This window comes from Zoogloea oleivorans (assembly GCF_008107625.1).
Classification (GTDB): Bacteria; Pseudomonadota; Gammaproteobacteria; order Burkholderiales; family Rhodocyclaceae; genus Zoogloea; species Zoogloea oleivorans.
In genome coordinates, this window is the sequence record NZ_SDKK01000010.1 from 1 (window position 1) to 26,172 (window position 26,172).

The 26,172-nt window shown below is 65.9% G+C and carries 19 protein-coding genes; 7 read left to right on the plus strand and 12 right to left on the minus strand.

What is annotated here, in order from left to right; all coding sequences use genetic code 11:
- Positions 1-180: 180 nt before the first annotated feature.
- From ETQ85_RS11655 to ETQ85_RS11695, 9 genes are all read right to left on the minus strand, one after another.
- Positions 181-3,243, minus strand: a complete 3,063-nt coding sequence (locus ETQ85_RS11655; RefSeq protein WP_148579242.1) for a multidrug efflux RND transporter permease subunit — start codon at positions 3,241-3,243, stop codon at positions 181-183.
- Positions 3,244-3,604: 361 nt separating this feature from the next.
- A complete protein-coding gene (locus ETQ85_RS11660; RefSeq protein WP_148579243.1) occupies positions 3,605-6,682 on the minus strand; it encodes an MdtB/MuxB family multidrug efflux RND transporter permease subunit in 3,078 nt (1,025 codons plus the stop codon).
- Positions 6,683-6,857: 175 nt separating this feature from the next.
- Positions 6,858-8,123 carry an MdtA/MuxA family multidrug efflux RND transporter periplasmic adaptor subunit gene (locus tag ETQ85_RS11665; protein WP_148579244.1) on the minus strand — a complete coding sequence of 422 codons (1,266 nt, stop codon included), beginning with the start codon at positions 8,121-8,123 and terminating at the stop codon, positions 6,858-6,860.
- A 196-nt stretch (positions 8,124-8,319) separates the two neighbouring features.
- The gene (locus ETQ85_RS11670; RefSeq protein ID WP_148579245.1) at positions 8,320-8,613 is read right to left on the minus strand and encodes a hypothetical protein; all 294 of its coding nucleotides are present in this window, start codon (positions 8,611-8,613) and stop codon (positions 8,320-8,322) included.
- Entirely contained in the window at positions 8,567-9,538 is a 972-nt protein-coding gene (locus ETQ85_RS11675) for an MvdC/MvdD family ATP grasp protein (protein ID WP_148579246.1), read from the minus strand. Before ETQ85_RS11675 ends, ETQ85_RS11670 begins: the two co-directional genes overlap by 47 nt.
- The gene (locus ETQ85_RS11680; RefSeq protein WP_148579247.1) at positions 9,535-10,338 is read right to left on the minus strand and encodes a hypothetical protein; all 804 of its coding nucleotides are present in this window, start codon (positions 10,336-10,338) and stop codon (positions 9,535-9,537) included. Before ETQ85_RS11680 ends, ETQ85_RS11675 begins: the two co-directional genes overlap by 4 nt.
- Positions 10,339-10,361: 23 nt before the next feature.
- On the minus strand, positions 10,362-12,179 hold the full coding sequence (locus ETQ85_RS11685; protein ID WP_222862142.1) for a M6 family metalloprotease domain-containing protein: 1,818 nt from the start codon (positions 12,177-12,179) through the stop codon (positions 10,362-10,364).
- Between the two features lie 158 nt (positions 12,180-12,337).
- Positions 12,338-13,495 carry a PepSY-associated TM helix domain-containing protein gene (locus tag ETQ85_RS11690; protein ID WP_148579248.1) on the minus strand — a complete coding sequence of 386 codons (1,158 nt, stop codon included), beginning with the start codon at positions 13,493-13,495 and terminating at the stop codon, positions 12,338-12,340.
- On the minus strand, positions 13,495-15,525 hold the full coding sequence (locus tag ETQ85_RS11695; RefSeq protein ID WP_148579249.1) for a TonB-dependent receptor: 2,031 nt from the start codon (positions 15,523-15,525) through the stop codon (positions 13,495-13,497). The genes ETQ85_RS11690 and ETQ85_RS11695 overlap by 1 nt, the downstream gene beginning before the upstream one ends.
- A 391-nt stretch (positions 15,526-15,916) precedes the next feature.
- Between ETQ85_RS11695 and ETQ85_RS11700 the strand changes: the two genes are divergently transcribed.
- Positions 15,917-16,801, plus strand: a complete 885-nt coding sequence (locus ETQ85_RS11700; protein WP_148579250.1) for a nuclease-related domain-containing protein — start codon at positions 15,917-15,919, stop codon at positions 16,799-16,801.
- 32 nt (positions 16,802-16,833) lie between these two features.
- Here the strand turns inward: ETQ85_RS11700 and ETQ85_RS11705 are convergent, their stop codons facing one another.
- Positions 16,834-18,144: a hemolysin family protein gene (locus ETQ85_RS11705; RefSeq protein WP_148579251.1), complete on the minus strand. Its 1,311-nt coding sequence runs from the start codon at positions 18,142-18,144 to the stop codon at positions 16,834-16,836.
- Positions 18,145-18,316: 172 nt separating this feature from the next.
- Here ETQ85_RS11705 and ETQ85_RS11710 point away from each other — a divergent pair, with 172 nt between their 5' ends.
- The 4 genes from ETQ85_RS11710 to ETQ85_RS11725 all read left to right on the plus strand — a co-directional run bounded on the left by ETQ85_RS11710 (position 18,317) and on the right by ETQ85_RS11725 (position 21,552).
- Entirely contained in the window at positions 18,317-19,036 is a 720-nt protein-coding gene (locus ETQ85_RS11710; RefSeq protein WP_148579252.1) for a 2'-5' RNA ligase family protein, read from the plus strand.
- 126 nt (positions 19,037-19,162) lie between these two features.
- Positions 19,163-20,275 (plus strand): NADH:flavin oxidoreductase/NADH oxidase, encoded by a 1,113-nt coding sequence (locus tag ETQ85_RS11715; protein ID WP_148579253.1) that lies wholly within the window; start codon positions 19,163-19,165, stop codon positions 20,273-20,275.
- A 147-nt stretch (positions 20,276-20,422) separates the two neighbouring features.
- The gene (locus tag ETQ85_RS11720; protein ID WP_148579254.1) at positions 20,423-20,806 is read left to right on the plus strand and encodes a thioredoxin family protein; all 384 of its coding nucleotides are present in this window, start codon (positions 20,423-20,425) and stop codon (positions 20,804-20,806) included.
- 11 nt (positions 20,807-20,817) lie between these two features.
- The gene (locus ETQ85_RS11725; RefSeq protein WP_148579255.1) at positions 20,818-21,552 is read left to right on the plus strand and encodes a cytochrome c biogenesis CcdA family protein; all 735 of its coding nucleotides are present in this window, start codon (positions 20,818-20,820) and stop codon (positions 21,550-21,552) included.
- A 40-nt stretch (positions 21,553-21,592) separates the two neighbouring features.
- On the opposite strand, the gene ETQ85_RS11730 is transcribed toward ETQ85_RS11725, so the two are convergent.
- Positions 21,593-23,023 (minus strand): aldehyde dehydrogenase family protein, encoded by a 1,431-nt coding sequence (locus ETQ85_RS11730; protein WP_148579256.1) that lies wholly within the window; start codon positions 23,021-23,023, stop codon positions 21,593-21,595.
- 225 nt (positions 23,024-23,248) lie between these two features.
- A complete protein-coding gene (locus ETQ85_RS11735) occupies positions 23,249-24,193 on the minus strand; it encodes a lytic transglycosylase domain-containing protein (protein WP_246128748.1) in 945 nt (314 codons plus the stop codon).
- A gap of 127 nt (positions 24,194-24,320) precedes the next feature.
- Here ETQ85_RS11735 and ETQ85_RS11740 point away from each other — a divergent pair, with 127 nt between their 5' ends.
- Positions 24,321-25,490, plus strand: coding sequence for a sensor histidine kinase (locus tag ETQ85_RS11740; protein WP_148579257.1), 1,170 nt, complete (start codon positions 24,321-24,323; stop codon positions 25,488-25,490).
- On the plus strand, positions 25,487-26,119 hold the full coding sequence (locus ETQ85_RS11745) for a response regulator (RefSeq protein ID WP_148579258.1): 633 nt from the start codon (positions 25,487-25,489) through the stop codon (positions 26,117-26,119). The genes ETQ85_RS11740 and ETQ85_RS11745 overlap by 4 nt, the downstream gene beginning before the upstream one ends.
- Positions 26,120-26,172 lie beyond the last annotated feature (53 nt).

Here is a 26,172-nt window from a genome sequence, read left to right on the forward strand (position 1 = left end):
GGGCGGGCGTAGTCGGGGCCGATGGTGCAGGCGGCGAGCAACAGGGGCAGCAGGAGCGTGGAGGCGGTGGTCTTCATTGTGAACACGGGCAATCGGTAGGCTGCTTCTGTGGGTCGGACTTCAGTCCGACATTCCCCGACTGAACGCGTGTTGTCGGAATAAATTCCGACCCACAGGGCGTCATCGGGTGCGGCTCTCGCGCCGGAAGCGGTCGAGCATCACGAACACCACCGGGGTGGTGTACAGCGTCAGAATCTGGCTGAGGATGAGGCCGCCGACGATGGCGATGCCCAGCGGCTGGCGCAGTTCGGCGCCGTCGCCGCTGCCGATGGCCAGCGGAATCGCGCCGAAAAGCGCCGCCAGCGTGGTCATCAGAATCGGCCGGAAGCGCAGCAGGCAGGCGTGGTGGATGGCGTCGCGGGCGTTCTCGCCCAGGTGGCGCATGCGCTCGATGGCCACGTCGATCATCATGATGGCGTTCTTCTTGACGATGCCGATCAGGAGGATCACGCCGATCATCGCAATCAGGCTGAACTCCGTATCCACCGCCAGCAAGGCCAGCAGCGCGCCGACGCCGGCCGAGGGTAGCGTGGACAGGATGGTGATGGGGTGGATCAGACTCTCGTAGAGCATGCCGAGCACGATGTAGATGGTGAGGATGGCGGCGAGGATGAGGATCGGCTGGCTGCTCATGGACTTCTGGAAAGCCCCGGCCGAGCCCTCGAAGCTGGTACGGACGCCCACCGGCACCCCAATTTTGGCCAGCGCGTCCTGAATAGCCTTGGTTGCCTCGCCAATGCTGCGCCCTTCCGGCAGCGCGAAGCTGATCGTCGATGCCGCCGTGCCCCCCTGGTGGGCGACCGACAGGGGTGCCAGCGTGGACTCGAAGCGGGCCAGCGCCGACAGGGGCACCAGCCCGCCGGCGGGGGTGACCAGCGTGAGTTGCGACAGCGACTCCGGCCCCTGCAGGTAGCCCGGCGCGGCCTCCATCACCACCCGGTACTGGTTGAGCGGGTTGTAAATGGTGGACACCTGGCGCTGGCCGTAGGCGTTGTTCAGCGCCGTGGTTACCGAGCGCATGGTCAGGCCATAGCGGGCCACCGCGTCCCGGTCGATCACCAGCGTGGTTTGCGGGCCCTTGTCCTGCTGATCGGTGCTCACGTCGGTAATCTCGTCGAGGCGACTCATGGCGTTGCGGATGCGCGGCTCCCACAGGCGCAGTTCGTCCAGGCTGTCGGACTGCAGGGTGAACTGGTTGCTGGAATTGCTGGAGCGCCCGCCGATGCGGATGTCCTGCACCGGACTGAGGTACAGGTTCGCCCCGGCCACATGCGAGAGCTTCTTTCTCAGCCGGCCGACGATGGCATCCGCCGATTCCTTGCGCTCGCCGATGGGCTTGAGGGTGATGAACATGGACCCGTAGTTGCGCTGCGAGCCGCCGGTAAAGCCCACCACGTTGGCCACCGACGGGTCGGCGCCGACGATGGCCAGAAAGATGTCCATCTTGCCCTTCATGGCCTGGAAGGAGATCGCCTGGTCGGCCTCGACAAAGCCGCGCAGGCGCCCGGTGTCCTGCTGCGGAAAGAAGCCCTTCGGTATGGTGTTGTACAGATAGACGTTGGAACCGATGGTGGCCAGCAGCACCGCCAGCACCAGCCAGGGGTGCAGCAGCGCCCAGCCAAGACTCTTGCGGTAGCCGCCCAGCAAGCGCTCCAGTGCGCGGCCGATGGCCAGGTCGATGCGGCCCCGTTCGCTCTCGGGCGGACGCGGGCGCAGCAGCTTGGCGCACATCATCGGCGTAGCGGTGAGCGACACCACCATCGACACCAGGATCGCCGCCGACAGGGTCACCGCGAACTCGCGAAACAACCGTCCGACAATGCCGCCCATGGCCAGGATGGGGATGAACACAGCGATCAGCGACAGGCTCATGGAGATCACCGTAAAACCGATTTCCCGCGCCCCGCGCAGGGCCGCCTGACGGGGCGGCATGCCCTCGTCCACATGGCGCGAGATGTTCTCCAGCACCACGATGGCGTCGTCCACCACGAAGCCGGTGGCGATGGTGAGGGCCATCAGGGACAGGTTGTCGAGACTGTAGCCGGCCAGGTACATCACCGAGAAGGTGCCCACCAGTGACACCGGCACCACCACGCTGGGAATCACCGTGGCCCGCCAGTTGCGCAGGAACAGGAAGACCACCATCACCACCAGCGCCACCGAAATCACCAGCGTGCGCTCGACCTCCTTCAGCGAGCCGCGGATGGTCGGCGTGCGGTCCATCACCACGGTCAGGTCGATGGCAGTGGCGATGCTGGCGCGCAGGTGCGGCAACAGGCCGGTGACCCGGTCCACGGTTTCGATGATGTTGGCGCCGGGCTGGCGATTGACCATCAGCAGCACGGCTGCGCGGCCGTTGGCATAGCCGTAGTTGCGGTCGTCCTGCACGCCGTCGCGCACCCGCGCCACGTCGGACAGGCGCACCGCCGCCCCGCTCTTCCAGGCGACGATCAGCGGTTTGTAGTCTTCGGCGGTACGCGCCTGGTCGTTGGCGCCCACCTGCCAGGCACGCTCGCCGTCTTCGACCACGCCCTTGGGGCGGTTGGCGTTGGTGCCGACGATGGCGGTGCGCACGTCGTCCATGTTGAGCTTGTTGGCGGCGAGACGATTGGGGTCGAGCTCGACCCGTACCGCCGGCAGCGAACTGCCGCCAATCGACACCTGCCCCACGCCTTCCACCTGCGACAGGCGCTGGGCGAGCACCGTGGAGGCGGCGTCGTAGAGCTGCCCTTGCGAGAGGGTGTCGGAGGTGAGCGCCAGGATAATGATCGGCGTTTCGGCCGGGTTCACCTTGCGATAGGTGGGGTTGCTCGGCAGGCTGGTGGGCAGTTGCCCGCGGGCCGCGTTGATGGCCGCCTGCACGTCGCGGGCGGCGCCGTCGATGTCGCGGGACAGCTCGAACTGCAGGGTCACGCGGGTGGAGCCGAGGGTGCTGTAGGAGGTCATCTCCGACACCCCGGCAATCTGCCCGAGAATGCGCTCCAGCGGCCCGGCTACCGTGGCGGCCATGGTCTCCGGGCTGGCCCCGGGCAGGTTGGCCGAGATCGAGATGGTCGGGTAATCCACCTGCGGCAGCGGCGACACCGGCAACAGGCGAAAGGCAATCATCCCGGCCAGCAACACGGCCAGCGTCAACAGCGTGGTGGCAACCGGGCGAAAGATGAACAGGCGCGAAAGGTTCACGCCACGCCTCCCCGCGGGTCGGACTTCAGTCCCACCCGGCTGGCTGAACGCGTGCTGTCGGACTGAAGTCCGACCCACAAAAGCAAACCGCGCAGGCCCCCTGTGGGTCGGACTTCAGTCCGACATCCCCAGGCTGAACGCACGTTGTCGGAATAAATTCCGACCCACAAAGGCAAACCGCGCACGCTCCCCGTGGGTCGGACTTCAGTCCGACATCCCCAGGCTGAACGTGCGTTGTCGGAATAAATTCCGACCCACAAAGGCAAACCGCGCACGCTCCCCGTGGGTCGGACTTCAGTCCGACATCCCCAGGCTGAACGTGCGTTGTCGGACTGAAGTCCGACCCACAGATTCGGCGGCTTCATGCGGTCACGCCTTTCCAGCGCCGGGCCAGGCGGTCGAAGGCGAGGTAGATCACCGGGGTGGTGAACAGCGTCAGCACCTGGCTGACCAGCAGGCCGCCGACCATCGTGATGCCCAGCGGATGGCGCAGTTCCGAACCCACACCGGTGCCGAGCATCAGCGGCAGCGCGCCGAGCAGCGCGGCCAGGGTCGTCATCAGAATCGGCCGGAAGCGCAGCAGGCAGGCCTGGAAGATCGCCTCCCGCGGGGCCAGCCCCTCGTTGCGTTCGGCGTCGAGGGCGAAGTCGATCATCATGATGGCGTTCTTCTTGACGATGCCGATCAGGAGCACGATGCCGATGATGCCGACGATGCCCAGCTCGCTGCGCGCCAGCAGCAAGGCCAGCAGCGCGCCGACGCCGGCCGAGGGCAGCGTGGACAGGATGGTGACCGGGTGGATGTAGCTCTCGTAGAGCACGCCCAGCACGATGTACATGGTGACCACCGCGGCGAGGATCAGCAGCAGGGTGCTCGACAGCGAAGCCTGAAAGGCCAGCGCGGCGCCCTGGAAGCTGGTTTCGATGCTCGCCGGCAGGCCCAGGTCGGCCTCGGCAGCGCGGATCGCTTCCACCGCATCGCCCAGCGCCGCCCCCTGCGCCAGATTGAAGGACACCGTGACCGCCGGGAATTGCCCCACATGGTTGATGGCCAGCATGGTCGGCCGCTCCACCACCTTGGCCACGGCCGACAGCGGCACCTGCGCCCCGCCGGTGCCGGGCACGTACAGGTTGGCGATGGCGGCCGGACTGCTGCGGAACTCCGGCTTCACTTCCAGCACCACGCGGTACTGGGTGGCCTGGGTAAAGATGGTCGAAATCAGGCGCTGGCCGTAGGCGTTGTAGAGGGCATTGTCGATGGCTGCGGTGCTCACCCCGAGGCGGCTGGCGGCGCTGCGGTCGATCTCGACCCACGCCTGCAGGCCCTTGTCCTGCAGGTCGCTGGCCACGTCGGCCAGTTGCGGCAGGGCTTGCAGGCGTTCAATCAGCTTCGGCACCCACTCGCCCAGCGCGGCCGAATCCGGCGATTGCAGCGAAAACTGGTACTGGGTGCGGCTGACCCGGTCTTCAATCGACAAGTCCTGCACCGGCTGCATGTAGAGGGTGATGCCGGCCACTTTCTGCAACTCGGGGCCGAGGCGGCGGATCACCTCGGCGGCGCTGGCGTCGCGCTCGGCCAGCGGCTTGAGGCTGATCAACATGCGCCCGCTGTTGAGGGTGGCATTGCTGCCATCGACGCCGATGAAGGACGACAGGCTGGCCACGGCCGGGTCTTTCAACACCACCTCGGCCGCCGCCTGCTGGCGCTCGGCCATGGCCGGAAAGGAGATCGACTGGGCCGCCTCGGTGATGCCCTGGATGGCGCCGGTATCCTGCAGCGGGAAGAAGCCCTTGGGCACCACCACGTAGAGCAGCGCGGTGACGACCAGCGTGCCGACGGCCACCAGCAGGGTCAGGCCCTGGCGGTCGAGCACCCATTCGAGCATGCGCGCGTAGCGGGCGATGACCCGGTCGAGGAACTCGCCGGTGACGCGGTAGAAACGACTCTGCTCGGACTCGGGCACGTGCTTGAGAAGTCGTGCGCACATCATCGGCGTCAGCGTGAGCGACACCACCGCGGAGATCAGGATGGCGATGGCCAGCGTGATGGCGAACTCGCGGAACAGGCGCCCGACCACGTCGCCCATGAAGAGCAGCGGAATCAGCACGGCGATCAGCGAGACGGTGAGCGAGATGATGGTGAAGCCGATCTGCTTGGCGCCCTTCAGCGCAGCCTGCATGGGCGTCTCGCCCTCCTCCACGTAGCGCGAGATGTTCTCGATCATCACGATGGCGTCGTCGACAACAAAGCCGGTGGACACGGTCAACGCCATCAGCGTGAGGTTGTTGAGGCTGAAACCGGCCAGGTACATCACCCCGAAGGTGCCCACCAGCGACAGGGGCACTGCCACGCTGGGAATGATGGTGGCCGGCACGCTGCGCAGGAACAGGAAGATCACCATCACCACCAGCGCCACCGCCAGCAGCAGTTCGATCTGCACGTCGTGCACCGAGGCACGGATGGTGGTGGTGCGATCGCTCAGCACGGCCACATCCAGCGACGCGGGCAGGCTGGCGGTCATCTGCGGGAGCAGCGCGGCAACCCGGTCGGCCACCTCGATGACGTTGGCGCCGGGCTGGCGCTGCACGTTGATGATCACTGCCGAAGTCTGGTTGGCCCAGGCGGCCAGGCGCAGGTTCTCGGCGTCGTCCTTCAGGTCGGCCACGTCGTCGAGGCGCACCGGGTTGCCGTTTTTATAGGCGATGATCAGGCTGCGGTATTCGTCGGCGGAGCGCAGCTGGTCGTTGGCGTCGATGGTCGAGGCGCGCTGGGGGCCATCGAAGCTGCCCTTGGCCTGGGTCACGTTGGCGTTGGCGACGGCGGTGCGAATGTCTTCCAGGCCCAGCCCGTAGGCTGCGGCGGCAGTCGGATTGACCTGCACGCGCACCGCCGGGCGGCGTCCGCCGGCAATGCTCACCAGGCCCACGCCGGGCACCTGGGAGATTTTCTGGGCCAGGCGGCTTTCCACCAGGTCGTGGATGCGCGTGATCGGCAGGCTGGGCGAGCTGACCGCGATGGTCATGATCGGCGCATCCGCCGGGTTCACCTTGCTGTAGGTGGGCGGTGCCGGCAGATCCTGCGGCAGCAGGTTGGACGCGGCGTTGATGGCCGCCTGCACCTGCTGCTCGGCCACGTCGAGGCTCATCGCCAGTGTGAAGCGCAGGGTGATCACCGAAGCGCCACCGGAGCTGCTGGAGGACATTTCGTCGAGCCCCGGCATCTGGCCGAACTGACGCTCCAGCGGCGCGGTGATGGCCGAGGTCATCACGTCCGGGCTGGCACCGGGGTACAGCGTCTTGATCTGGATGGTCGGGTAATCGACCTCGGGCAGCGCCGAGATGGGCAAGAGCCGGTAGGCCACGATGCCGACCAACATGATGGCAAGCATCAGCAGCGAGGTGGCCACCGGCCGCAGGATGAACAGGCGGGAGGGATTCATGCCGGGCATCCTGTTGCTGAACCCGTGCTGTCGGACTGAAGTCCGACCCACAAAAGCAAGCGACGCAGCCTCCCCGTGGGTCGGACTTCAATCCGACATCCCCTGGCTGAGCGCGCGCTGTCGGAATAAATTCCGACCCACGGAGATGCAAAAACGCTTGTCCGCAGCATCACGCTCAATGCCCCGGCCGGCCACTGCCGTTGCCGCGCTTCTTCTCGCGCCCCGGGGCGGTCACGGCTTTCGGGTCGATGGCCTCCACCTGGGCGCCGTCCTTGAGCTTGTCGAGGCCGTCCACCACCACCTTGTCGCCGGCGGCGAGGCCTTCATCCACGGCCGCCATGCCCGCATCGACCGCGCCGAGCTTGACCGGCACCGCCGCCACCTTGCTGTCGGCGCCAAGGCGATACACATAGCTGCCCTTGGCACCCTGCTGCACGGCAGCCGTCGGCACGGTGACCACGCCAGTCAGCGTATCGAGCAGCATGCGCACGTTGACGAACTGGTTCGGAAAGAGGCTGCCGTCCTTGTTGGCGAAGACCGCCTTCAGCTTGACGGTGCCGGTGGTGGTGTCGATCTGGCTATCCACGGCAAGCAGATCACCGGTGGCCAACCGCACCTTCATCTCCCGGTCCCACGCCTCCACCTTCAGGCCCTTGCCGTCGCGCACCCGCTGCATGACCGCCGGCAGGCGATCTTCGGGCACCGAGAACACCGCGGTGATCGGGCTCACCTGGGCGATGGTGACCAGCCCGGCGGTATCGGAAGCCTTGATCATGTTGCCCGGATCAACGGTGCGCAGGCCGGCGCGGCCAGCAATGGGGGCGGTGATCTTTGTGTAGGAAAGCTGCAGCTCGGCGCTTTTCACCGTGCCTTCGTCGGCCTGCACCGTGCCCTGGTACTGGCGCACCAGCGCTTCCTGGGTATCCACCTGCTGTCTGGCGATGGAGTCCTGGGCCAGCAGGCCCTTGTAGCGGTCGAGGTCGATCTTCGCGTTTTTGAGCAGCGCCGCGTCCCGCGCCAATTGGCCGCGGGCCTGTTCGAGGGTGGCCTTGAAGGGCTCCGGGTCGATCTGGGCGAGGAGTTCGCCGGCCTTGACCGGCTGGCCTTCGGTGAATTTAAGCGCCAGCAACTGGCCATCGACCCGCGAGCGCACCGTCACCTGGTTACGCGGCACCACGTTGCCAAGGGCCGGCAGCGTGACGCGGATGTCGCCGGGCTTGATCTCGGCGAGTGTCACCGGCGTGGGCCGGTCGCCCCGTCCGTTGGGGCCGCCGCGCGCTCCATTGGCCTGCTTGCCCTCAGGCCCGGCATCCTGCGTCGGGCGGTGAGTGGCGTACCAGGCACCGCCGCCGATCACGGCGACGCTCAACAGCCAGGGCCACAGACGACGTTTTTTGGGGGAAAGGGAGGAGGACGGCGCAGACGCAGACGGGCTGGACATGAAAAGATTTTCCGGGACGCACCCGGCCCGGGAGGGGCCAGGGAAAAGGCGCTGGGTATGCTACACGAAGCCTTTGTAAGACTGCGTAAAGACAGGACAAAGGCGCAGCAGGTTCCCCGTGGGTCGGACTTCAGTCCGACAACGCGCGTTCAGCCAGCCGAGTCGGACTGAAGTCCGACCCACAAGACTCCGGCCTTTACTCTGCGCTCACGCTGCCGGGGACCACCGTATGCACGCCCGGCGCCCGCAGGCGTAGTTGCAGGACGAGGCTCGCCCCCGCCGTCAGGGCTTCGACGCGCGGCCGGTCTTCGGGTCCCACCAGCACCGTCAGCGCTTCACCGGCCGCCGCGTGGATCAGGCTGGGCAGCACGCCGCAGGGGCCGGCTTCGCTCACCGCCAGACTCACGCGCAGCCAGCCCGGCCGCGTCGGGTCGGCCCCTTGCTCAAGCAGGCGCGCTTTCAAGCGGGTGGCGTTGTCGACGATTTCCACGGCGTGCTCCTCCGGATAGATGGATCACCAGCGCCTCGGCCACGGCCTCGGCCGACTCGCGGTCGAAACAACTATACGCTGGCGAGGGATTCACTTCGAAGCACACGTATTCGCCCTCCGGCGTGCGCTTCAGGTCGATGCCGCCCATCTCCAGCCCGAGGCTGGCGGTGAGGGCCACGCAGCGGCGGGCCAGATCGGGTGGCAGGCGGTCGGCCACCATCGCCGAGGCCTGGCCCTCCCGTCCGGCGTAGCGGTAATCAGTGGCATCCGAATCGATCCGCGTGCAGAAAACCTGCTCGCCTATCACATGCACCCGGTAATTCACCCCCGGCACATAAGCCTGGAAGAGGGTCGGCAGCGCCCGCACGCGGTCCAGTTGCGCGTCGAGCGCCCCTTCCAGCGGCGTCACGATGGAACGCACACCGCTGGCCGACTTGAACACCACGCGGCCATGCCGACGCCGAAAGGCCCGCACCGCATCCGGATCATTGGTCAGCAGCGAAACCGGCGTGGCAAACCCGGCCGCACGGATCAACTGCGCCTGCCAGGGCTTGGACGCATTCGACATGCCCGCCGCCAGCCGGTTGGCTACGCGCAGCGGCGCCACCTCGAGCCAGGCATTGAGGGCATCGACAAAGTAATGATCGTGCAGCACCTCGCGCCCGTCGGTGGGCCGATTGCGCAGCATGCCGGCCGGCACCACGCGCGTGTAGGCGCCACCGCAGCGCGTCAGGTCCACCGACTCGGCGCCGTTCCACCAGCGGGCAAAAAGCTGCCCACCGCGCACGCCCGCCTCAATGTCCTGCCCGGCGAGCTGGCGCTGGTCGATAACCCGATGCGCCACCCCGAGGCGCTCGGCCGCCTCGATGGCCATGGCCAGCGGTGACTCGCTGGCGATACCGCAGATCAGCACCGGGCCCTTCATGACGCCACCGCCAGCGCGCGCTGCAGCCAGTCCGCACAACAGCCGGCCACCTTGTCGTCCTCCAGCGGCGGGCGGGGCTCAAGCTCGACGAGGCACGGCCCGACCGCCGTCGCCACAAAACCCAACGCTGCACAAGCAAGGCCAAGACGGCGCACGAAAGCCACACACCGAGCAGCGAGCACCTTCTCCTCGTCCAGCCCGCAGCAGGCATCCCCGAACACATGAATCCACTGCAGAGCCAGCCCGGCGGCTTCGCCTCCCCGATACCAGCCCGCCACATCGCTGCCCCGCGGATAGGCACTCCCGCCCACCCGCCACAGGCCGGTGCCCGCACCGCCACGCAGGGACGAGGCAACCACAAAATCCGCCACCTCGATCCCCTGTCCGGCCGCCAGCACATGCCAGCCGAGAGGATGCCGGGCGGCAGCATAAGGATTGTCACCCGACACCCAATTGGCCACCGGCACCTGAAGGCGGTGGAGCCAGCTGCTCAGCAGGGCGGCAAACTCGGCGCCGGCGTAATCGCGGTCGGCAGGACTGGCATGAGCAAAGGCCGGCAACGCCAGCGACGCGAGGCGGTTCAACACCACCCCGATGCTGGCGTCGTGGACTTGGCGCCCATCGGCAAAAACAAGCGTCGTGGCGCCTTCCCCCTCCGGCGAATGCTGCCAGCGGGCACGGGCCAGATCGGCCACCGAGACGCGCAGCACCCGGCAGCCACGCTGGCGCAACTGGCGCCCGACGAACTCACTCGATACGTCGTCGGGCTCGGCGAGAATCAGCACCACACGCTCAGTCACCCTCTCACTCCCCCCGCAGCCCGCTAGCCCTGGGGCCGGTCCAGCAGGCGCTTGCCGACGCTGGAGTCGGGGTCGACCTCGCTGTCCTCCTCGGCGTAGGCGCTGTCCGACAGGTCTGGACGCAAATCCCGGGAGATAAAGGGCTCCGCCACCTGTCCGCCCATCAACAGCGCCTCGATATTGGCGATGCGCGCCTCCAGGGAGTTGATCTGGGCCACCCGCAGACCGGTACCGATGCCCGGACGGTCGGCCAGCTTGTTCTCGACCAATTTCTCGGTGAAACCCTTGTCGAGCCCCACCGATTTGTCGGTCACCGGCTTTTCGGGCTGCTTCTCGATGCGCTTTTCGACCAGCTTCTCACTCGCCACACTCTTGTCCGCAGCCAGCAGCTTTTCGGTCGCGACTTCCTTCCTCAGCTTGGTCACCGTGCACTTCACCCGCAGGTTGGCGCTGATCATCGGGCCGGAAGGGCCGATACCCGTTACCGCCACGCAGGTATTGGCCCCCGAGTACGACATGGAGTTGGGGGTCGAGGTGTTGTTGAAAGTGGTGTTGTTGCCGGAGCCCGGGTACGGGTCGCCGCCATCGCCGCGATTGTGGTCGAGCTCCATGTCGCGCTTGCCGTCGGCCTGCATCAGCGCCACCTTGTAGTGGGACTCGTTGGTGTTGCCGGCCACGCTGTCGTCGATGTGCCAGATGAGCAGCCCGCCGGCCGGCAGCGACGCATCGAAGCCGGTCTTCTGGCGGTTCTCGACCAGGAAGTATTCGCTGCTCGCCGCGCCGTTCTTCCACAGGCGATAAATCTTGCCCGAGTCCTTCACGTCGGCGATGTTCTTCGACCCGTTGGCAGTCACGTTGGTCACGCTGGCCCAGCCCTGGTTGGCCTTGCACCACGCCGACGGATGCACCGGCGTATTACCGCCGCCACCCCAGCTGCCGCCCGCCATCAGACACCAGTTACCGATACCTTCCGAGGTGTAGTCGGTGTCGTACAGATCGGGGAAGCCGAACAGCAGGTGACCCAGTTCATGGCAGCACACACCGATCTTCGAGTCTTCCGGCACCGTCAGGTAGGCGTAGATCTTGGTGCCGTCCACATTCATCGCACCGCCGTCGACAGTCCATTTGTGCGACCAGATGTCTCCGGAGCTGCCCGTCACCTCGGCCCCGCCCCCCGCGTGCACGACGATAAAAGCATCCACATAGCCGTTGCCGTCGTTGTCATAGAGCCCGAAGTTGACGCTGGCGTTGGAGGCCAGCACCGCATCCCGCGCCATCGTGCGGGCGTTGGGCAGGGCCGCGCCGGTGCCCGATGCGCCGTGGGCGTACTGGGCCAGCGTCTTCGGCATGCGGAAGGGCCCGACCACCTGGCCCTGGATGTTCACCAGCCCGCGCGTCACGTCGGTGAAATACTCGCGCACGCTCTTGGTCGGGATCACCCCGGTCGAAAAGAACAACTGCTCGAAGTGGGAAGGCGTTTGTATCATCGGCTTGTCGGAAAAATCCACCAGCACCACGATCACCCGCACCACGCCCCGCAGCGGCGCCCGCTCGGCCGCCGCGCCGCGGATCATGCTCGGCGAGGCGCCCAGCGGATAATCCTCCGGCGGAAAAATCATGCCGTCGTTGAAACCGTCATGCCGCGGCTCCGATGCACGAAGCTGGAACGAGGCCATGAAATCCTTGGCCTTGCCGCGCATCGATGTCAGCTCCTTCTTCAGCTTGTCCGCCAGTTCGGGGCATGGCGCCACCATGCAGCGCTCCCCGTCCTCACTGGCCCGCGCTTCCCTGTAGATGTGCTGCAAATCCGACGACAGGGACCGATAACGATATGTGCTCATGACCTCGCCCTCCTTCTTGGGCGCGCTGCGATGGCGCGCACCAGTCATTGATCGAATCAACGCGGAGACGGACAGCTTCCACACCCGGAACGGGTAGGCAAAAGAGATGCAGAAGGACTTTGGACAACTGAAAGATATCAGCCCCCGGAGATATGAGACTAGGTTATGGATGGCGCCCGGGCAAGAGAACGTGTGCTGGCCTTGCGGGCACGCACCTTGTGCCGCCAGCGCAGCCAACCGGTCGCAAAGGCCAGCGTCGGCAGCAGCCCGCCCAGGCAGGCCAGCAGGCGCCCGGCCAGGCCGAAAACCTCGCCGTTGTGGAGAGGATGCATCCAGTCCATGAAAGTGTCGCCACCGCTGTTCTCCAGCGGATCGCGCACGGCGAGGATGTCCCCGCTTGCCGGATGCACCCACACCTGGCTGCGTGGAAAACGCCGTCCTGGCTCGGCAGCCTGATGAAAGCGCACCGAGATCGGCTTGCCGGCGCGGCCCGGGGTTTCGATCCAGCGCAGCTCGGCGCCGGGGAAGCGGGCCTGGGCGATGCGTACCGCCTCGGCGAGCGGAATCGGCGTGGCGCCCTCCTCCAGCAAACCGGCCGGCGCCCGGAAGGACGGGCGCAGGGGCGAGAAGCGGTCCACCACACTGCGGGCCTCGTCCGGCAGGGCCAGCACGCTGCCGGTAAGCGCCAGCACGGCCAGCACGACAAAGCCGTAAACACCCGACAACACATGCAGATCATAGGTCTTGCGCACGACACCGCGACGCAGCACCGGCTTCAGCGCCGCCCCCAGACGCGCCCGGCTCGGCCACCACAGGTACAGCCCGCTGAACAGCGAGACCAGCAGCACCAGCCCGGCAATGCCCACCGCCGTTTTGCCGGCGGAGCCCAGCAGCAACGTGTAGTGCAGATCATAGAGCCAGGTCACCGCGTAGTCGCCCCACAGGCGCCCGCTGGTCACCTGCAGGGAGTCCGGATCAAGGCTCAACATGAGCGGTGCAAAACCGCGTCCGGCTGTTTCCGGCGGATTGTAGTAACGCACCCGCAAGGCGTCGTTGGCGTCCAGCGGCATCTCGATGCGCCACGGCCCGTCGTGTTCGGGATACACGGCCTGGACCCGGCTCAGCACCGCGTCCGGCGACGGCGCCTCGATCACCGGGCGACTCACCTGCAGCGCCGGGTTGAGCGCCTCGTCCACGCCCAGGTAAAAAACCAGCACGCTGCCGGTCAGCCCGAGCAGCGCAAACAGCCCGCCCAGCACCAGCCCGACGTACAGATGCACGTCCAGCCACAGGCGCCGGGCGCGCGAAGCCGCCATCAGAACTTGGCGCTGAGCGTGCCGTACACGCTGCGCGGCGTACCCGGCGCATGCAGGGACTGGGCACCGTCCCACCACACGTATTCGCTGTAGCGGTCGAACAGGTTGCGCACCTGCACTTCCACGCTCACCTTGGGCGTCAACTTGTAGGCTGCCGACACGTTGGCCAGCGCATAGCCGCCGAACTTGCCGGTGGTGTTGCTGCGCTCCAGGTAATAACTGCCCTGCCCGTTCAGCCATGCCGACACGCGCAGCGCGTCGCTGGCCTGGTAATCGGCGCCCAGGTTGTAGAGCAGGTGCGGCACGTGATCGATTTCGCGGCCGGTGGTGGCCAGCGAGGCCGCATCGGCCTGCAGGATCTTCGAACGCTGCAACGCGGCGGCCACCCACAGCCCGAGTTGGCGCGAGGGCTGGGCGTTGAGCTGCAGGTCGATGCCCTGGCGGCGTGTCTGGCCGACGTTCTCGGCGTCGTTGGCGGGGTCGTTGAGACGGCGGCGAGCCTCGTTGGAGGCGGTCTGGCGCCATGCGGCCACACGCCCGTCGAGCCAGGCGAGCGGACGGAACTTGAGACCGGCCTCCCAACCCTCATTGATCGACGGCGACAGGTCGGCGCTCTGGTTCACTTTGTAGGACGCGGTGCCCACACCCACCTGGAAACTGCGGCCCCAGTTGCCGTACACCGAGTAACCGTCCGCCAGCACATACACCGCGCTCAGCTTGGGCTGCTTGATGTTGCCGTAGTCGTTGGCGTCGTAGCTCTGGCCATTGAGTTTGTTGGTGTAGGTCCCGTCGATGCGGTCCACCCGGAAAGCCGGCGTCAGGGTCAGCCCGGCAATCGGCTTGATCACCGCCTGCACAAAGGCCCCGGCGGTATTGAACTCGAAGGCCTGGTCGCGGGTGCGGGTCTGGCGCGCCTGATTAAGGGTGGTGTAGCGCTGGCTGCGGTTCTCCTGGTGCTCGGCATCCACGCCCCCCATCACCGACACATCGCCGATGACGGTCTTGCCGCCACGCCAGGTCAGGGTCGTGGACGCGCCCGTGTGGGTCTCGGCGACGATACGCTCCTGCTGGGCCGCGCCGGCCGAGAACTTCACGAAGCGCCGGTCGGCCAGGTCGTTGAGGTACACCTGTCCAGCCCAGAAGAGTCGCTCGCCGATTTCCGACTCGCCCTGCAGCGCAAACTGGCTGACCTGGCGGCGGTCTTCGTCGCTGGCGTTGTGTACCGGCGACTGGTCCGGGTTGGCCGTGCGCTGGGCGGCGGTCAGGTAACCGGCCTCCTCGGCACTGGCCGTGTAGTGACGGGCGATCAGGCCGAAGCGGCTAGTGCCCTTGTCCGGCGTGACGAACCACTTGCCCGAGAAGCTGGCATTCTCGGCTTTGGAATGATCCCGGTAGCCATCGGTCTTCTGGTAGGCCACGGCGTAGTTCTGCGACAGCGCGTCTTTCTCGAAGCCCGCGGCGGCCTGCAGCTCGTGTGTCTGGAAGCTGCCGGCGGTAACGCGGCCAAGCAGGTAGTTGCCGCCGCTCTTGGTGGTGATGTTGGCGTTGCCGGCAATGTTGTGCAGGCCGTAGCGCGGATCGTTGGTGCCGCGCACCACTTCGATGGACTCGATGTCGAGCCGCGGCGCGAGATCGATGTAGGGCATGTTGCCATCGTTGCTGTTGCCCGGCACCCCATCGATCAGCAGCTTCACCGCGTTGATCTCGCCCTCCCCGTTGAAGCCGCGCATCGAGAACTTGCCCGACGTCGTCCCCTGGCCGAACTGGGTCAGCATGACCCCCGGCACCTGGCCGAAGAGCTCCCAGTTGTTCGACACCACCTGGCTCTCAATGCGCGCCGTGGGCAGGATGTCCACCGAACTGAGCACCCGGCGCGCCTCCAGCGGCCCGCCGGCGGCACTGCTCACCAGCACTTCGCCGAGGGTCAGGGCAATGCTGTCGGCCGGGCGGGCGGCTTGCTGGGCAAACGCGGAAGTCGTCAGGGCAAGGCCCAGCGCGAGGGCGATTGGAGTGAGCTGCGGGCGAATCATGGCGTTCCTTGTCAGTCGGCAAGCGGGGGCCGGACTGTACCAAGCGAGCACACCAAGAACACTTGATTCCTGTTAAAAATCAGGCGACTGCGACACTATGCCGCAGAACGCACGGTGCTACCAGGCGTAGCTGAGCGAGATGACCTTGTGGATATCCAGCAAGTAGCTCAGCGCCATGCTGCGAACTAACCGATCCTCCTGCGCTTCGCGGGGAATGGGCTGAGCCACTGCACCCGCTCGAAAGACTACATTTCTGTCATTATCCGGCCGACCCGCTTCGCACGAAACCGACCATGCCATTTGAGCTCTCCATCACCCGCTGTAGCAACTCCCGCTGCAACACCGGACTCCCCCTGCTATGGGCGGAAAATAATGCCCACCGGGGTTCAGCATGACTGCTGTCTGGATTTTTCTCCTGTCCCTGTTACCACTGCTGATCATGGTTCCGGCAGTGTTCGGCTATCGCTGGTGGATGGACCGGCAACCTCGTCGCGACCCGCTCACGACGGATTTGCGCCGCCTGCCGGGCAACAGCCTTCAGGAAAGGCGCGACACCGAACGGGAAAAGGTCATGACGCTAATGATATGGGCTCTCGCCTCGGGCTTTATTACCGGCATCACCGTCATAGGACGCCATCTGCCACAGAACGGATTCAACTGGCAGCACACAGACACAATCTACCTGCTGATCGGCCTGGGCGCCTCTGCGATTCTCACCTGGCGAATGGTCCGCTACATGCCAGCACTGCAAAGAATGAAAGAAGGCGTGCGTGCCGAACAAGCTGCAGCTCAGGAGCTTGGCGAAGCACTGGCGGGCCGCAATCGCATCATCCACGATGTGCAAGCGGGGGCCTTCAACATCGACCATGTGGTGATCACGCCCGGCGGGATCTTTGCAGTAGAAACCAAGTCGCGTCTAAAGCCCCCCGCAGGCAAGGGCGCCGAGGCGGTCAAGGTGCGCTACGACGGGAAGAAACTCGACTTTCCCGGGTGGAGCGAAACCGCACCGCTGGAGCAGGCCCGCCGCCAGGCCGACTGGCTGGCCCGCCACTTGAAGGCTGCCACCGGTGAGAGCTTCCCGGTCCTGGCTGTACTTGCCCTGCCCGGTTGGTATGTGGAGAACACAGCCCGCATCACCGACGAAATGGTGCGGGTGCTAAACCCCAAGAACGCTAGCTGGCTCTTCATTAAGCGCCCTGTCAGCCTCGACGACGCGGCTCTGCAACGAGCGATTTTTGCGGTCGAGAAACTGGCGGCCGAACCCGTACCGGATTAGACATCAATGCCGACCTGGCGGCACCAGACTCGTCAGGACGCCTTCCCCGCCACGGGCAGCGACACCAGCACCTTGTCCACCCGGTTGCGATCCATGTCCATGACCTCGAAGCGCCAGCCCGAAACTTCAAAGTGATCGGCGGGCGCGGGGATGCGGCCGAGGGAATGCATGATGAAACCACCGAGGGTATTGAAGGAGTGCTCCTCCTCGCCCGGCAGGTCGGCATCGATATCGAGTACCGACTTGAGACGCTCGACACCGACGTCGCCATCGACCAGCCACGACCCGTCCTCCCGCTGCACCATGTCGCGGTCTTCGGGAGCGGCCGGCTCGGAAAGCTCTCCGACGATCGCCGACATGACATCGGTGAGGGTCACCAGGCCCTGCACCTCGCCGTATTCGTCGACGGCCAGCGCGAACTGCATGCGGGCGCGGCGGAAATTGGCCAGCAACTGGGTGGTGCTCACCGACTCGGGGATGTATAGCGGCGGGTGCAGCAGGGACTCCACATCGGCCACCGTGACGCCGTGGCCGGGCAGCACCTTCTTGAGCAGGTCACCGGTCTGCAGGATGCCGAGCACGTGCTCGAGCCCGTCGCGGCACACCACCAGGCGCGAATACTCGGTTTCGATGATGCGCTGCCACAGGGTCTCCTCGTCCTCATCCAGGTCGAGCACGAACATATCGCGGCGCGGCGTCATGATGGCGGCGATGCGCTGCTCGTCGAGACGCAGCACGTTGGAAACGATCTCCTGTTCACTCTCGTGGAAGACGCCGGCTTCGGCGCCCTGCTCCATCAGCACCTTGATCTCGTCGTCGGTCACCGGCGGCTCTTCGCGGCTGCGCGTGCCGAGCAGGCGCAGCACGGTCGAACAGGAGCCGGAAAGAATGACCACCAGCGGATGGGTGGCACGGGCCAGCACCATCATCGGCCGGGCGATCAGCGAAGCGATGCCCTCCGGCGCCAGCAGCGCCAGGCGCTTCGGCACCAGTTCGCCGATGACGACCGAAAAATAGGTCAGGCCAACGACGGTAATGGTCAGCGCAATCGTCCGGGCATGAGTGTCCACCAAGGGAATGCCGGCCAGCCAGCTGGCCAGTGGATCGGCCACGGCAGCCTCACCGATCGCACCGCTCAGAATCCCGATCGAGGTGATGCCAACCTGGATGGTGGACAGGAAACTGGATGGATCCTGATGCAGCGACAGGGCTGCCTGGGCACCCAGGCTGCCATCGTCAGACAGGTTCTGAAGCCGGGACTTGCGCGAAGAAACAACGGCCATCTCGGACATGGCGAACACGCCATTGAGAAGGATGAGCAAAACAACGAGGACAATATCCATTAGTGCAGGCCAGCAGCCGGCAACAACACCGGTAACTGGCTCGGAAGTGGTGACAGCCGACATTGTAGTGGCTGCGTCAAGCACACACGGGCGCCGTATCGGCATGGCAGTGGCGACTTGCCTGCCCGATGCGCTACCTTGAGCAACCCGAAGGAGTCCCGACAGGAGCAACATGACGCTGCATGCCCCCCATTCCATTCCCGACGCCGTCTTCGAGCACGCCCGTGCCGCCTTCGCCACTGCCGGGCAGACCCTGCAGAACGTGCGCCGGGACTTTCCCGAATGGCACCGGGGCCGGCCGCGCTACGCCCTGTGGGCGCTGGACGTGGACGTGGCGCCGGTACGCGAGGCGGTGGCCGGCGCCACGTGGCATCTGGACGGTTATCTCCTCGACGACTATCGCCGCCAGCCGCACATCACCCTGGCCCTGTGCGGCTTTCCGAGCAACTCGCCACAACATGCGGATGACTTTGGTCCTGCCGCCCTCTGCGCCCAGGTGGCCGCCCTGCAGGCACAGGCCCCGGCGCCCTTCACGGTGGAGATCGGCCAGTTGGCCAGCTTCAGCTCGGCGCCCTTCCTGGCGGCGCGGGACGTGGACGGTGGCATCGGCAAGCTGCGCAGCGCCCTCACCGGCGCCTCGTCCGAACCCGGCGGCCCCTACACGCCCCACGTGACGGTCGGGTTGTATGGCGGGGCCTGGCCCACGGCCGACGTCCAGTCCCGGCTCGATGGATTCGACCGCCATCCAGCCATCCACTGCCATATCGAACGACTCAGCCTGATGAGCTACGCCGCACCGGAAATCGGCGGCCCGCTGGCAACCCTCGCCGATTTCTGCCTGGTCACCCGACAACTCGTGTGGGCGGCAGGCAGGCCACTCGCCGGCTTTTGACCTGGAACGCCGGCCAGTGCCATCAAAAAATTTTTGATAGCGCATCAACAGGCAGCCCCATTACCAACTCGACCGTCCATCCTTAAACTTGGACCGATACGCCACGCCACCACCCGGAGCCCGTCCATGAGCCAACTGTTTTCGCCTTTCTCCATCGGCCAGCTAAGCCTCAGGAACCGCATCGTGATCGCCCCGATGTGCCAGTACTCGGCCGACAACGGCCTGGCGACCGACTGGCACCTGATCCACCTCGGCCATCTGGCCCTGTCCGGCGCCGGCCTGCTGATCCTCGAAGCCACCGCCGTCGAACCCGAGGGGCGCATTTCCCCGGCCGACCTGGGCCTGTGGTCGGACGCCACCGAAGCGGCCCTCGGCAACACCCTCGCCTCGGTACGCAAGTATTCGTCGATGCCCATCGCCATCCAGCTTGCCCACGCCGGCCGCAAGGCCTCAAGCCACGTGCCCTGGGAAGGCGGCCAGCTGATTCCGCCCGACCAGGGCGGCTGGCAGCCCTTTGCCCCGTCGGCCGAACGCTACAGCCCGGATGAGGCGCCACCGCTCGCCCTCGACCGCGAAGGCCTCGCCCGAGTGCGCGACGCCTTCGTCAGTGCCGCCTGGCGCGCCCACCGCATCGGCCTCGACGCCATCGAAATCCACGGCGCCCACGGCTACCTGCTGCACCAGTTCCTGTCGCCCCTCTCCAACACCCGCACGGACGAATACGGCGGCTCGCTGGAGAACCGCATGCGCTTTCCGCTGGAAGTCTTCGACGCGGTGCGCGCCGCGGTGCCGACCACCATGCCGGTGGGCATGCGCATCTCGGCCACCGATTGGGTCGAGGGCGGCTGGGATCTGGAGCAAAGCGTCGTTTTTGCGCGGGCACTGGAGCAGCGGGCCTGCAGCTTCATCCACGTGTCGAGCGGCGGCCTGTCGCCGCTGCAGCAGATTCCCGTGGGCCCGAACTACCAGGTGCCGCTGGCCGAACGCATCCGCCACGAAACCGACCTGCCGGTGATCGCCGTCGGGCTGGTGACCGAAGCCGCCCAGGCCGAAGCCATCGTCGCCGAAGGCCGTGCCGACATGGTCGCGCTGGCCCGCGGCATTCTCTTCGACCCGCGCTGGCCCTGGCATGCGGCGGCAGAACTCGGCGCCCAGGTGGATGCCCCGCCCCAGTACTGGCGCTCGCAACCGCGGGATCAGAAGGCCCTGTTCGGTGCCGCCCGCATTGGCCAGCGCTGAAAAAGGACAGACATGAACGAGACCCGCGTACTCATCCTGGCGGGCAGAAGATAAAAATCCGCTGCAGACTGTAAGAAACCGGGACGGGCAGCGTCTAAGGAATACACGCAATCAATGCGTTTCTTCCTACCCGCCCCGGAGCCCGTCATGAACACCCTGCAACGCCTCACCACCAGCATCGCCCTTCTGCTGTGCATGGGCGCCGCCCACGCACTGGAAATTCAGCCCTACACCCCGGCCGCCCTCGCCGATGCGCAGAAGGCCGGCCAGCCGGTGGCGCTCCACTTCCACGCCAGCTGGTGTCCGACCTGCCGCGCCCAGGAGAAAGTCTTCAACGCGCTCAAGCCGGACACCACCCTGGCCCTTCCGCTGCTCGTCGTCGATTACGACAAGGAACGCGCGCTCAAGCAAAAGCTCAAGGTGCACACCCAGTCGACGGTGATCGTCTATCGCGGCGACAAGGAAACCGCCCGCGTCGCTGGCGAGACCGATCCGGCCAAGCTCAAGGCCGCGCTGCAGTCGGCCCTCTGAGGCAGGCCGCCATGAACGAAACGCTATCCCTGTCCCATCTCGGGCTGAGCCTTGTCGCCGGCAGCCTGACAACCCTCTCGCCCTGCGTATTTCCGATTCTGCCACTGGTCGTCGGCGGCGCCGTGCAGGCCAACCGGCTGGCGCCGGTAGCAATGGGCATCGGCATGGCGACGTCGTTTGCACTGATCGGCCTGCTGCTCGGCGCCCTTGGCCCGGCCCTCGGCATCGACAGTCAGAGTGTGCGGACTTTCGGTGGGGTGATGCTGGTGGCTTTCGCTGCGGTGATGCTGATCCCGGCCTTGAGCCGGCGCTTCACCGAACTGATGTTGCCGATTGCCTCGTCGGCCAATGCGGCGTCGAGCCGGCTCGATGGCGGCTCGCTCGGCGGCGCCTTTTTGCTGGGCGGATTGCTCGGCCTGATCTGGAGCCCCTGCTCCGGCCCCCTCCTCGCCTCGGCCCTGACACTGGTGGCCAGTGACGGCGGTGCCGGCAAGGGCGCGCTGATCCTCGGTCTGTTCGGCACCGGCGCAGCACTGCCGCTGGTGGCCGTGGCCTACGCCTCACGCAGCGGTTTCGCCAAGGCCAGGGGCTGGGTGCTGACGCGCGTCGAAACCGTGAAAAAGGGACTCGGCGTGCTGATTGGCCTCACCGGCCTGGCCATCCTCACGGGTGGGGACAAGTGGCTGGAGACCCGGCTGGTCAATGTGCTGCCCGACGCCTGGGTCAATTTGACCACGCTGTTCTGAGGGAGCCCTTTACGAGCCCCCTCAGCCCGCGGTCGGCCGCTTATTCGCCGTAACCGATGATCGCCTTCACTTCGAGGAACTCCTCGATGCCGAAGGCGCCCCACTCGCGACCAAGACCGGACTGCTTGTAACCGCCGAAGGGGCCGGCCAGATCCAGCTGCGCGCCGTTGAGATGCACATTGCCGGTGCGCAAACGCCGCGCCACGGCCCGGGCACGGCCCAGGTCCGCCGATGACACGTAGCCCGACAGGCCATACACCGTATCGTTGGCGATGCGGATGGCGTCGTCCTCATCCTTGTAGGTGAGGATGGACAGCACCGGACCGAAGATTTCTTCACGGGAGATGGTCATCTCCGGCGTCACGCGGCTGAAGATCGTCGGGCGCGTATAGAAACCGCGCTCGATGCCTTCCGGCCGGCCGGGGCCGCCAGCCACCACTTTGGCGCCCTCGGCGATGCCGGTGGCGATGAGTTCCTGCACCCGCCTGAACTGGGCCGCGTTGGCCAACGGGCCCATGGTGGTGCCGTCGGCCAGCGGGTCGCCAACGACAACGCGGGCCAGCGTGGCGGCGGCGATCGCTTCGACTTCGTCGAGCCGGTTCTCGGGCACCAGCATGCGCGAGGGCGCGTTGCAGTTCTGGCCGCTGTTGGTCAGCAGGGTCAGCACGCCAACCTTCACCATCTTTGCGAAGTCGGCGTCGTCGAGGAGGATGTTGGCCGACTTGCCGCCAAGTTCCAGTGCCACTTTCTTGACCGTGTCGGCGGCCGCCTGCATGACCAGCTTGCCGGCCCGGGTGGAGCCGGTGAAGGACATCATGTCCACGTCCGGATGGCTGGAGAGCGGCGCGCCAACACCAGGGCCATCACCGTTCACCAGGTTGAAGACCCCCGCCGGCACACCGGCTGCGTGGAGAATTTCGGCCAGGATGACGGCCGAGAAAGGTGCCAGCTCGCTGGGCTTGAGGACCATCGTGCAGCCGGCGGCCAGCGCCGGGGCGATCTTGCAGGCCATCTGGTTGGCCGGCCAGTTCCATGGCGTGATCAGCCCGCAAACACCAATCGGCTCGCGCACGATGAGGGTGCTGCCACGAGCAGTCTCGAAAGTGAAATCCTTCAGCGCGGTGGCCGCCATGTTGAAATGGGCCAACCCCGAACCCACCTGACCTGTGCTGGCGAGGGCCTTGAAGGGCGCGCCCATCTCTTCGCAAATGGCCTCGGCCATGTCCTTGAAGCGCGCCTTGTAGGCGGCGCCGATGCGCGCCAGCAGGTCAAGACGCTCCTCCCGCGTGGTCAGCGAGAAAGACGGGAAGGCCGCGCGGGCAGCGGCCACGGCACGCTCCACGTCGGCAGCGCCGCCCATCGCGATGGAACCGGCGACGGCTTCGGTAGCCGGATTGATCACGTCCAGCCGGGCATTCCCTGCGGGCTCAACCCACTGGCCGTTGATGTAAAACTGGTGGTGATTGCGCATGCTCTCCGTCCTGTGTCTTGTTATGGGAAAAGAGACAAGGTACCGGAAACGGCAGGGCCTGAGGAGGTGGCTGGACGTGTGCTGTCGGACTGAAGTCCGACCCACAAAATCATAGCGCCCGAAAGACCAGACCTATCGGCCTGCGATGCTTCGAGTCGGACTGAAATCCGACCTACAAAACCGTAGCATCCTCGGTGGGTCGGACTTCAGTCCGACTCGGGCACTTCAGCTGCGGGCCACTTCAGCGTGGCGCGGCGCCCGGTAGAAGGCCATCACCCGGCGCACGTATTCCTGGGTTTCAGCGAAGGGCGGGACGCCCTTGTAGCGGGCCACATTGCCTTCACCCGCGTTGTAGGCGGCAGCGGCCAGGGACACGTCGCCGTTGAAAAGCTTGAGGAGCACGCGCAGGTAAGCCAGGCCGCCGCGGATGTTCTGCTCCGGATCGAGGGCATCGCGCACGCCAAAGCGTTCAGCGGTATCGGGGATCAGCTGCATCAGGCCGAGGGCGTTTTTCGGCGAGCGGGCGGTGGCATCGAAATTGGATTCGGTACGCACGATGGCCAGCGCCAGACGCGGGTCGATGCTGAAGCGCGGGGCCAGCTTCTGGACCATCTGGGCATGGCGACGCTTGTCGGCGGGCAACGCCTTGACGAAGCGGTCGACCACTTCCTGCGGCACCGCTTCGCCGCTGTCCGCCGCCGCCATCAGCACGGCCGGGGCCTTGCCGGTGACGAGGCAGTCGGGCAGCTTTTCGGCGGAGGCCATCGCCACAACCAGGCTCTGGGCCTTCTCATGGCCGCGCTGGGCGGCAATGGCCAGCAGGGTCGAGCCGATCTGGTTGTCGCGGGCCACGCCCTGCCCGCTCAGGTACAGGCGGCCGAGGCGGTACTGGCCTTCGACACTGCCATCGCGGGCGGCGGCGCAATAGCTGGCGGCGGCAATTCCGGGCTGGCGATTGACTTCGGCCTGATAACCGCTTTCCAGCAAGCGTGCGAGGGCCGGCGGCTCGTCACTCCATTCCGGCGCTTCAAGCTGGCCGGCGTCCCGCGTGGCCGCCTGGGCACCCATGGCGCACAGGGCCAAAAGTGCGACAGCAGCATGACGAAAACGACGGGACAGGAAGGAAGCGCTCATCGGGTGCGGGACCGTATGGAAAATCAGTACCCGCATGATGCAGTCCTTCATGCGGCAAGGCCGTGATGCACTCGCCACTCAAGGCCGAAAAGAACACGCGGCAACCGTCAATTAGCAGAAAATGCGATGAAATTCACAATGGCGGCAGTGCCGCAGCCGAAGCATGGACGCACTGTCGACTCTCCAGTCTCCCCTTGTGCTGACAATCGCCGTGCTCGGACTTGGCCTCCTGGGTGCGGCGCTGGCGGCCATTGCCAAGCTCCGGCGCACCCAGGAGGAAATGCGGATCAGCAAGGAGTTCTTCCAGAGCACCTTCGAATCCGCAGCGGTCGGCATGGCGGTCGCAGACCAGGGCGGGCACTACATCAAGGTCAATCGGGCGATGTGCAATTTCGTCGGCTATTCCGAAGCGGAACTCCTCGGCATGAGCTACCACGACGTCACCCACCCGGACGACCTGAAAGAGAACGTGCAGGCGCGGGCGCGCCTCCTCAGCGGAGAGCTGCCCACGTTCCATCAGGAGAAACGCTACGTCCGCAAGGACGGGCAGATCGTGTGGGCGTTGATGGTGGCCTCCCAGGTGCTCGACCGGAACGGCAGGGTCGCCTATTCCGTCGGACAGATGCTCAACATCGAGCCACAGAAAAAGGTCGAGCGGGACCTGCTCGAATCGCGCCGCCAACTGCGCGAACTGTCGTCGCACCAGACCACCCTGCTCGAAGAGGAGCGCAAGCATATCGCCCGGGAAATCCATGACGAGCTCGGCCAGCGCCTGACCGCCCTGAAGATGGAAATCTCGCTGCTGCGCCTGTGCTTCGGCAATAACCCGGAGCTGTTCCGGATCGCCGAGGAAATGCGTTCACTGGCCGACAGCACCATTGACGTGGTGCGGCAGGTCGCCAGCAATCTGCGCCCGGCAGCCCTCGACCTGGGGCTGGTGCCAGCCATCGAGTGGCTCGCCGAAGACCTGCAGCTCCGCTCGGAAATAAGCTGCCAGCTGGAGATCGGCAACGAAGAATTCATCATGGACGAAACCCAGGCCACGGTTGCGTTCCGGGTGGTCCAGGAATCCCTGACCAATATCGCCCGTCATTCCGGGGCCAGCGAAGTCCATATCGCCCTGTGGGATGGCGATGCCCAGCTCCACTTGCGCATCCATGACAACGGGTGCGGATTCAACCCGGTCACCGCCAGCAAACAGGAAAGCTTCGGGCTCCTCGGCATGCGGGAACGGGTTCTGGCCATGGGAGGCACCCTGCAACTCGACAGTACGCCGGGCCAGGGCACCACTGTTTCCATTCAAATGCCGCTCCAGGAGAATGACAGGAAATGATCCGGATCCTGATTGCCGACGACCACGCCATCGTGCGCAGCGGCCTGAAGCAAATCTTCGCGACCACCCTGGACATCTGTGTGGTGGGGGAAGCCACACGGGGCGAGGATATTCCGGAGCAGCTCAAGGACCGGCAAGTCGATCTGCTCCTGCTCGACATGGCGATGCCCGGCCTGGCCGGTATCGAGCTCATTCGCACACTGCGCATGCAGCAAGGCGAGATTCCGATCCTCGTGCTGTCGATGCACAACGAGGGGCAGATCGTGGCCCGGGCGCTGAAGGCCGGCGCAAACGGCTATGTCACCAAGGGCAGCGAACCGGAAGTGCTGCTCGAGGGCATACGCAGGGTAGCCAGAGGAGGAAAGTTCATCGACCCGGCCCTGAAGGACGCGATGAACAGTGACGTCGGCAAGCATTCGACGCCCACCCACCCAGCCCTTTCCGAACGGGAACGGCAGGTTCTCGAAGGCATTGCCGCGGGGCAATCCCTTGGTGACATCGCCGACCGCCTCCACCTGAGCCCTAAAACCGTCAGCACCCACAAGATGCGCCTGATGGACAAGCTGTGCATCGACAACAACGCAGACCTCATTCGCTACGCCATTCGTCATGACCTGACCAACCGCTGACCCGGCCCTCCGGGAGCGATTCAGGAAATCCTGACATACACCCCCATAAAAGA